At 46.3% G+C, this 9843-nt stretch carries 6 protein-coding genes; 5 read left to right on the forward strand and 1 reads right to left on the reverse strand.

Going from position 1 to position 9843, the window contains the following annotated elements; all coding sequences use genetic code 11:
• The first annotated feature begins 12 nt into the window (after positions 1-12).
• The 4 genes from LAY41_RS26515 (at position 13) to LAY41_RS26530 (ending at position 6161) form a co-directional block, all read left to right on the forward strand.
• The gene (locus tag LAY41_RS26515; RefSeq protein ID WP_249104670.1) at positions 13-2955 is read left to right on the forward strand and encodes an ATP-binding protein; all 2943 of its coding nucleotides are present in this window, start codon (positions 13-15) and stop codon (positions 2953-2955) included.
• Entirely contained in the window at positions 2952-3323 is a 372-nt protein-coding gene (locus tag LAY41_RS26520; protein WP_249104672.1) for a response regulator, read from the forward strand. Before LAY41_RS26515 ends, LAY41_RS26520 begins: the two co-directional genes overlap by 4 nt.
• Before the next feature lie 13 nt (positions 3324-3336).
• Complete coding sequence (locus LAY41_RS26525) at positions 3337-4674, forward strand: hybrid sensor histidine kinase/response regulator (protein ID WP_249104674.1); 1338 nt, start codon at positions 3337-3339, stop codon at positions 4672-4674.
• Positions 4675-4808: 134 nt separating this feature from the next.
• Positions 4809-6161: a hybrid sensor histidine kinase/response regulator gene (locus LAY41_RS26530; protein WP_249104676.1), complete on the forward strand. Its 1353-nt coding sequence runs from the start codon at positions 4809-4811 to the stop codon at positions 6159-6161.
• Positions 6162-6287: 126 nt separating this feature from the next.
• Here the strand turns inward: LAY41_RS26530 and LAY41_RS26535 are convergent, their stop codons facing one another.
• Positions 6288-7172, reverse strand: coding sequence for a tetratricopeptide repeat protein (locus LAY41_RS26535; protein ID WP_420840353.1), 885 nt, complete (start codon positions 7170-7172; stop codon positions 6288-6290).
• A gap of 478 nt (positions 7173-7650) precedes the next feature.
• Here LAY41_RS26535 and LAY41_RS26540 point away from each other — a divergent pair, with 478 nt between their 5' ends.
• Complete coding sequence (locus LAY41_RS26540) at positions 7651-9561, forward strand: HlyD family efflux transporter periplasmic adaptor subunit (protein WP_249104679.1); 1911 nt, start codon at positions 7651-7653, stop codon at positions 9559-9561.
• Positions 9562-9843 lie beyond the last annotated feature (282 nt).

Below are 9843 nucleotides of genomic sequence, written 5' to 3' on the forward strand. Positions count from 1 at the left end.
TAGGTAAAGTTAATGACCCTAGAAATCCGACACGAGCCGGGGAACGGCTACCCCACAGGACAGTCTGAGCCTTCCCTCGGTAGGGAACACAATAAACGATCGCTCATGCGCCTCCAGCCAACCCTAACGACCCTGGAAACTTGGGGGTTCGGCCTTACGGGTCCTCTGATATGGATTAGCGCTGCACCCGCCATACACGCCGCTCTTGGGCCTCAAGCTATCTTCGTCTGGTTGCCAGCAACAATTGTGGGGATGCTGATTAACTTTCAGATGCAAAGCTTGGGCCGAAAGTGGCCAGAAATGTCAGGAGGAACGCCCAACTATACGGCGCGGCTGCTGAACAAGTATCCCTGGTTGGGTAGGTATGGGGCGATTGGATACTTTTTTAGTTGGTTATCGGTGCCAACGCTCAACGCCCTGATCCTCACAGCCCTGATCCAAGCCAACCTGAAACCATTAGGGATTTCATGTCCTGAGATACTCCTCAAAATTGGGTTTACGGTACTCGCCTTTATTGTGGCGTTTAGTGGCACCCGCGCCTTGAGTATCCTGCATTTATGTTTCGTTCTACCCGCTACCGGATTCCTCTTAGTTTTTTGCACTCAAGGCATCGGCTGGTTATTACTATCCCCAGATAGCCCCGGCTTTTTTCCCGACAGTTGGCCTAGCTTTTCCTTGGTTGAATGGGCCAAATGGTCCTTTTTCGCCGTGTACGCTGCTTACTCCTGTGAAACTGCTGCCTCATTTGTCGCTGATAGCCAACGACCTGGGGAGACTTTGCGGTTTCTGAGCTTTGTGGCTTGGCTGATTCCTATTCCCTATCTAGCCGGTTCCTGGGTACTGATGCGCTTGGCAACAGAACCGGGCTTAAAAGACGACACCTTCTTAAACCTATTATCCGCAGCTAAAATCTTCTGGGGGCCGTGGGCCTCATTTCTGGTGACACTTTTGATCGTCGCAGGCTGCCTCCTAAGTTCCGCCACAGCGGTTTCTAACACTCCCCGCGTTTTGTACCAACTTGCCTTGGACGGACACATATCGCCAGTATTCGGTGTTGTCTCCCCACGCGGTGTGCTCGGCCCTGCCCTGTTGCTGACGTTCTTGCTCAGTCTCATCTGTCTAGCTTGGGGAGATACCGCGCGTTTAATAATGGTGGCCGCTAGTGCTGGGATGAGCGCCTTTACAATAGCCCATTTGGCGCTATGGCTGCGTCGGGATAGGCCAGAAGTGCTATGGCCTTGGTGGTCTGGAGGCTTTTTCCTGGTGGAAACTTTTGTCCTGATTGTTGGGGGCTTGGCTTGGAACTGGCAAGACCTGCTAATCGGACTGCTTTTGCCGATCGCTATTTTGGCAGTGGATGCTGCGATCCGTCACATTGCATTTCCCCCCTTCCATCCTGCGTGGTGGATTAAGCTTTATCGGGGGCAGTCCTACAGGATAAGCAAGGATTTTGTGGCGCTTCAGGTAGGCATCCTGATCTTTTTGATCTGTAGCACTGCCGCGATCGCCTGGGTGATTAGAGCCACGTTAGACGGACTTCCAGGCGATGCTGCTAATAATCTCTTGATTGTTCTGGTGATGACCGTAGGCTTTGTCGGGGTGGGCGTTGCCACCTGGACGAGTTTACCCCAGGTCGTCTCCATGAACGAAGCACGAGAAGGAGCAGAACAACTCTTTACCATTGCCCTAGATGCGATCGTGGTGCTGGATGAAACTGGAGTGATTCGTCAGACTAATCCCGCTGCTGAAAGCGTTTTCGGAATCGACACCACTGGGCTCATAGGGCATCCCCTGAACAAACTACTTCCCGGATTGGCTTTTGGGCCCGATCAGTGGCCCAGCCGCAGCGAACAAACTCTTAACCAACCCGATCGCGACTCGCGTATCCTCGAAGTTGCCATCTCCGACCGATTCTCTCAAAATGCTTCGCTTTCAAATCAAGGTATGCAAGAATATGTGGTAATTCTGCGCGACATTAGCGATCGCAAGCAAGCCCAAGAATCTCTACAAAAAGCTAATGAGGAACTAGAAATCAAAGTTGAGAATCGTACATCTGAACTTACCCATACTGTGCAGCAATTGCAGAATGAAATTGAAGAGCGCCAGCAGATAGAAGAAAATCTCAAGGCTATGCAAAATCAGATTGTTGTCCAAGAAAAACTAGCTTCTCTGGGCAGTTTAACAGCAGGGATTGCCCACGAAATCAGAAACCCCTTAAACTTTGTCAACAATTTCTCAGAACTTTCTGCTGAATTAACCGAAGAACTGTTTGAAAAAATTGAACATCAAGCAGACCGTTTAGATCCGGCAACCAGTGAGGATATTGCCGAGTTATTAACCGATCTCAAAGCCAACCTAAAAAAAATCACTCAACACGGTCAAAGAGCCGATAAAATCGTTGGTAATATGCTTTTGCATTCCAGGGGACAAAGTGGCCAGTGGGAAGCCACAGATATCAATAGTTTATTGGCAGAATATATCAATCTAGCCTATCACGGTATGCGAGCCAAGGAAGCTGCTTTTAACATTACCATAGAAACCGACTACGACAATGACATAGGCGAAATAGATGTCGTGCCACAAGACATCGGTCGGGTTTTTCTTAACATTATTAGCAATGCTTGCTATGCAGCCTATAAAAAGAAACAAGAAATGGGAGAAGAATTTTCACCGGTGCTTGACGTGAGAACTCGAAATCTTGGTGACGCGATTGAAATCCGCATTCGCGATAATGGCCAAGGGATAAAACCAGAGGTACTCGATAAAATTTTTAATCCCTTTTTTACTACAAAGCCACCAGCCGAAGGTACTGGTCTAGGTCTTTCTATCAGTCAGGATGTTATTGTCCAGCAACATCGAGGAGAACTAAAAGTCGAAACAGAAGTAGGAGATTACACAGAGTTTATAATCATCTTGCCCAAAAAAGTAGCCAAAGTTAAGGAGTTAAAAAAATGAAAGTAATGGTAGTAGACGATGAGGAAGATATCCAGTCACTGTTCAAGCAGAAATTTAGGAAAGAAATCAAAGCAGGGCAAATTGAATTTCATTTTGCCCTGTCAGCAGAGACTGCATTAGAATACTTAGAAAACGATGATGAAGCCTCTATTGTCTTAATTTTGTCTGATATTAATATGCCAGGTATGAATGGGCTAGAACTGCTCAAAATTCTAAAAGAAAAGTTTACCGATTTAAAAGTTTTTATGATCACCGCTTATGGAGATGAGAAAAATTACCAAACAGCAATAGCTTACGGAGCTGATGACTATATTACTAAGCCTGTTAATTTTGACGTTCTCAAAAATAAAATAATCAATTTGGAGTAAATTTATAATTAATATGTCAGCAAAAATACTGTTTGTAGATGATGAACCAGATTTAGAATCTCTAATTTCCCAGAAATTTAGAAAAAAGATCCGCACGGAAGAATGGCAGCTTTTTTTTGCTAATAATGGCGTAAAAGCGCTGGAAAAATTCAAAGAGCACCCGGATCTAGATATGATAGTGACTGACCTTAATATGCCTGAAATGGATGGTCTGACTTTACTCTCTCAACTTAATCAGATAGACCTCCAACTCAAAATAGTCGTTATATCAGCCTATAGCGACATGAAAAATATAAGAAATGCAATGAACTTCGGTGCCTTTGACTTTCTAACCAAACCGATAGATTTTCATGATCTAGAAATTACCATCTACAAAACGCTGCGCGACGTACAAAACTTAAAAGAAAACCAGCGCTTGCGGGAGTCAGAAGCTTGCGCTAGAGAAGAATCTCAGCATTTACAGAACTGTATGCAAGACCTAAAAAAGACCCAAGCTCAACTTATTCAGACCGCAAAAATGTCTTCTTTGGGTCAAGTGGTTGCGGGGATTGCCCATGAAATCAACAACCCCGTCAACTTTATCTACGGCAATATCAGCCACGTCAGTGATTATATCAAAAACCTACTGCACCTGCTGCATCTCTATCAGCAGCAGTACACTCCTCCCACTTCTGAGATTAAAACTGAAATCGAAGCCATAGATTTGGAATTTATGATAGCAGATTTACCCCAAATTCTGGCTTCAATGAAAGGGGGTGTTGACCGGATTCAGAAGATTGTTTTATCTTTGCGTAACTTCTCAAGGTTAGATGAAGCTAACATAAAGTCTGTTGACATTCACGAGGGGATTAAAAGCAGCCTGATGATTTTGCATAATCAACTTCAAACAATGGCAGCGCGTCCAGAGATTCAAGTGATAGAGGAGTACAGCACTCTGCCTTTAGTCGAATGCTATGCTGGAGAACTCAACCAGGTGTTTATCAACATCCTTTATAATGCGATTGATGCTTTGAATGAGTGCAACAAACAACGGTCACTAGATGACATCCGCGCTTGCCCGCTCGCCATTACTATTCGCACTTTTCTGCTAGAGGAAAACTCCCGTGTCGTCATTCAAATTCGGGACAATGGGCTGGGAATGACCGCAGATGTGAAAGACCGTATTTTTGAACCATTTTTTACTACTAAGCCTGTAGGTGAGGGTACTGGTTTGGGTCTCTATATCAGCTACCAAATTGTACAGGAGAAGCATGGGGGGGCATTGAAGTGTTTTTCAGAGGAGGGGCAGGGAGCGGAGTTCTGGATTGAAATTCCCATCAGACAAACTAAGGCTGAACTCGACCTGCTTTAATCAATTGGCTTAAAATAAGTAATATCCTTCTATAGCCGTAAGCTGAAAATCAACCCTTTGAGCAATAATGAAATAAGCGATAAAAGTGTGTATGAAATAGCTTAGGATGAATTCTTCAAATCAGGGAGGAAACTATGCCAGCTAAAATACTTATTGTGGATGATGAACCAGATTTAGAATCCTTAGTTTGCCAAAAATTTAGAAAAAAACTCCGCACGGAAGAATTCCGGCTTGTTTTTGCCAGTAATGGCGTGGAAGCGCTGGAAAAGCTGCGAGATTACCCGGATATAGACATGGTGCTTACTGACATTAATATGCCAGTTATGGATGGTCTAACTTTGCTAGATAAAGTTAATCATATAAATCCGCTTATCCAAACAGTGGTTATGTCCGCCTATGGCGACATGGGAAATATCAGAAAGGCGATGAACTGCGGGGCTTTTGACTTTTTGACCAAGCCGATAGATTTTAAGGATTTAGAAATTACTATCAACAAAACGCTGTACCATGTAGAACAGTTAAAAGAAAACCTCCGCTTGCGACAAGAAAAAGAAGAAGAGTTGCGGCAATCCGAAGCGAGGTGGCTCCAGAAAGCGATGCAACTGGAACTTGCCCTCCAAGATTTGCGACAAACTCAAGCTCAGCTGATTCAAACTGAAAAAATGTCTAGTCTAGGTCAGCTAGTTGCCAGTGTCGCCCACGAAATTAATAACCCGGTTAACTTCATTTATGGCAACCTCAGTCACGTCAGCAACTATACTGACGATTTAGTTGCTTTAATTAACCTTTATCGGCAGCGCTATCTCGACTCAGACCCGGATATTGAAGCTTTTATTAAGGAAGTTGACCTCGAATTTGTCATTGAGGATATGCCCAAAATTCTGGACTCAATGAAAATGGGATCTGAACGCATCCGTCAGATTGTTTTAACATTGCGGAATTTCTCGCGGGTCGATCAAGCCGAAATGAAACCTGTCAACATTCACGAGGGTATTGACAGTACTCTTATTATTTTGCAGAATCGTCTCAAGCCAAAGGCAGAGCGTCCCGGTATTCAAGTTATCAAGGAATATGGTGATTTGCCCTTTGTAGAATGTTATGCCGGACAACTCAATCAAGTGTTTATGAATCTGTTGAACAATGCCATTGATGCCGTTCAGGAACAGAACAGAGAAACGACACTTCAGCACCCCTCACCTTGCATTTGGATTCGTACCTCTGTACTGAATAGCGATCGGGTGAAAATAAGTATAAAAGATAATGGGCTGGGGATGAGCGACAGCGTAAAAGCGCAACTATTTCAACAATTCTTTACGACTAAGCCAGTGGGCGAAGGCACTGGTTTGGGATTGGCTATCAGTCATCAGATTATTGTGGAAAAGCACGGTGGACAGATGCAGTGTTTCTCTAAACCGGGAGAGGGAGCAGAATTTTTGATTGATATTCCTATCCGGCAGAGCGATCGCTCACAACTGAAAGCAAGTTAATTAAAAAGGGACTGGTGAAAAGGGAAGATTTAAAATTTCAGATTGCAAATATAAAATTATTGAATTTTTTTCTATTTTAAATCTGAAATCTGAAATTCTCCTCCCTTGCCCCTTTTTAGTTTGAATCTACGGTGAGGATTCAGTTCGATCGGGTTGACTTTGAGTTTGAGCTAGAGTTGCTTTAATTCTGGGGGTTTCTAAAAGTTTTTGCGTGTCTTTTAGAAGACGATCGCCCCAAAGATTATCCTTTAAAAACTCTACATCCGCGTAGCGATCGTCCTTGCGGATAGCTGCTTCTCCCATTGCTAAGCCTTGTTCCCGATCGCCTTTAGCATAAAGTGCGGCTGCTATGGCTAATGTCGGTTCGGCGGCATCCTTTTCAATAGCTAAGGCTGCTTGCCACTTTTTAATGGCTCCTTCCACATCACCCTGTTCGTATTTTATCAGTCCGACGTTGTTAATCGCGGGCCAGAATTTGCCATCAGTCGCCACTGCTTTTTCGTACTGGGCGATCGCATCTGGAAACTTCTTTAAGCGGTAATAGGCATTGCCCAAATCGAATAAAGCCTCTGGGGAATTGGGTTTGAGCTTTAAGCCTTCCTGCAAAGAAGCGATCGCTTGTTGGTACTTCTGTTGTTGAAAATAGGCTGAACCCATAGCAAACAAAATCGCAGGTTCATCCGGTTTGAGCGTTCTCGCCCGTTGTAGGGCTGCAATTCCTTTGTCTGCTTCATTCGTTTGCAAATACAAGCCTCCTAACAGGAACCAGGCTTGATAATTTTTAGGGGCCAGCTGCGTTGCCAGCCTTGCTCGCGACAAAGCTACGTCATATTGTTGGAATTGTGCCAATTGAGCCGCTTCTTGTGCCAGACTCACGCCCTGCTGCTCTAGTTGAGCAGAATCGAGTTGCAGCGTGTGCGGTACGAGTGCCTGTCCAGAAACTGGCCCAGCCGCACTCAACATACCGAATATAAGCAGAAAATAAAACCAGGGTTTGCGATTGGTAGGCACAGTATAGCCTCTAAGTCCAGAAGATATCTTAAATTTACTTCAACCATACTGCATTCTATCGTGGCGGACAAGTTTAGCTGATCGCAAGCTTTCTGGAGTACTGGGTGCGAAGGGCCCAGTCCTGATTGAGCATTTTTCTTTTGGATTGAAGATTGTAGAACTACTTCAGGACTTACGCTTTTCGCCCCCCTAGCCCCCCAAATCTGGGGGGCTAGGGGGGCAAAACCTTAGGTTAGTGCGTAAGTCCTGTACTTTACCAATGATGCCAACTACTTACCCAACTGGGGATACCTCGATCGTCCCCACATCGCTAGTATTAAGAAAGATGAAGCATCTGGTATACCAGTAGGCAAGTTTATTCAGGCTCGCGCATATATTTTCTAATCGGAGACTAGACGGCTTCTGGCGATCGGGTGAACCTGTTTTAAACCCCACTGGCGGCAGGCCGGTCTTTAACCTTAGTTGCAAAACTACGAATATGCAAATTCCATTGATTGGCAAAAAAGTTGACCAGCCCCCGCCCTGGGTGATGGGTTTAATAGCTGTGACGCTTTTAACTGCCTCCGGTAGCACATACTTATATCTAAATCGGGCAACACCAAAACAGTCAGACATTGCCGATCTGACCGTACCCGTAGAATCAAAAAACCTCACTCTCCGCATTACCGCCAGCGGTTCGGTGGTGCCAATTCAGACCGTTAACCTCAGTCCTAAAACTACTGGACGTTTAGCCGAGTTGCGCGTAGAACAGGGAGACAAAGTAAAGCAAGGCCAAATTGTCGCTCGCATGGATGACGATGATATCCAGGCTCAGATAGTGCAAGCCAAAGCTAAATTGGAGCAAGCCAAAGCTAACTTTGCCAAAGTGCGTGCGGGAAATCGCCCAGAAGAGATTGCACAAACCAGAGCGCGTCTGAGCCAATCTGAAGCCCAGCTAGCAGCCGCCCGTGCGGGGAGTCGTCCCGAAGAGATTGCACAAGCCAGAGCGCGTCTAGCCCAAGCCCAAGCCCAGCTAGCAGCCGCCCGTGCGGGGAGTCGTCCCGAAGAGATTGCACAAGCCAGATCTCGTCTAGCCCAAAGTGAAGCCCAACTAGCCGCTGCCCGTGCGGGGAGTCGTCCCGAAGAGATTGCACAAGCCAGATCTCGTCTAGCCCAAGTCGAAGCCCAGCTGGCGTCAGTGCAAAGTGCTAATCCGCAACAGATTGCAGCAGCCAAAGCTCAAGTAGAATCAGCTCAAGCACGGCTGGACTTGGCGCGGGAACGGGTTAATCGCTATCAAAGCTTGCAAAAACAGGGAGCAATTACTCGCGATCGCCTCGATGAAGTCCTAACAGACTACCGCACGACTACAGCAACGCTGGATGAAGCCAAACGTCGTTTGGCGCAAGTCGAGAATGGCACTTCTCCAGCGGAAATTAACCAGCGGCAAGCAGCTGTGGCAGAAGCGCGGCAAGCATTACAGCTGATGCAGAAGGGCACCCGCAGTGAGGAAATTACCCAGCGAGAAGCAGCTGTTAGAGAAGCCAGACAAGCATTACAGCTGATGCAGAAGGGCACCCGCAGTGAGGAAATTACCCAGCGAGAAGCAGCTGTCAGAGAAACACAACAAGCATTACAGCTGATGCAGAATGGTTCTCGCAGTGAGGAAATTGCCCAGCGAGAAGCGACTGTCAGAGAAGCGCAACAAGCCTTACAGCTGATGCAGAATGGCTCCCGCGTGGAGGATATCGCCCAAGCAGAAGCAAGTGTTAGAGAAGCTCAGGGTCGGTTGCAACAGGTTCAAGTCCAGCTGGAAGATACCATTATTCGGGCTCCCTTAGATGGGGTTGTAACGCAGAAATATGCCAATGTGGGCGCTTTCGTGACACCTACTACGTCGGGTTCAAATACCGCTTCGGCGACTTCCACTTCTATTGTCGCGATCGCAAAAGGTTTGGAAGTTCTGGCGAAAGTCCCGGAAGTGGATATCGGACAAATTAAAAAGGAACAGCCTGTTGAGATTGTGGCAGACGCCTATTCAGATACGGTGTTTAAGGGTCGCGTGCGCCTGATTGCGCCGGAAGCTGTACTCGATCAAAACGTCACATCTTTCCAGGTGCGTGTCGCTCTTGATACCGGACTTGACGAGTTGCGTTCTGGCATGAACGTGGATATGACGTTTTTGGGCAACGAGGTGAAAGGTGCCTTAATGGTGCCAACAGTGGCGATCGTCACCGAAAAGGGACAGACTGGTGTGAAAGTACCGGGTGAGTCGAAAAAATGCGAGTTTCGCGCTGTGACGATCGGGCCAACGATCGAAGACCAAACTCAGGTTCTGGATGGATTAAAAGAGAGCGATCGCGTCTTCGTTGAGTTACCCAAAGAATGCCAACCAAAACCCGAAAGCTAGAAAAGTCAAAAGTCAAAAGTCAAAAGTAAAGAAGAGATTAAGGGCTAGGGGCTAGGGAAAGAGGGGAGTGGGGGAGAGAATGACCAATAGACCTCTCCAAAAAAGAATGTAGAGACGTTGCATGCAACGTCTCTACGAGGGTTACAGGTAAAGCACCTTTAATTTCTGGAGAGGTCTAATGACAACTGACAACTGACAACTGACAACTGACCACTGACAACTGACAACTGACAACTGACCACTGACAACTGACCACTGACAACTGACCACTGACAACTGACC

Source organism: Argonema galeatum A003/A1 (genome assembly GCF_023333595.1).
Classification (GTDB): Bacteria; Cyanobacteriota; Cyanobacteriia; order Cyanobacteriales; family Aerosakkonemataceae; genus Argonema; species Argonema galeatum.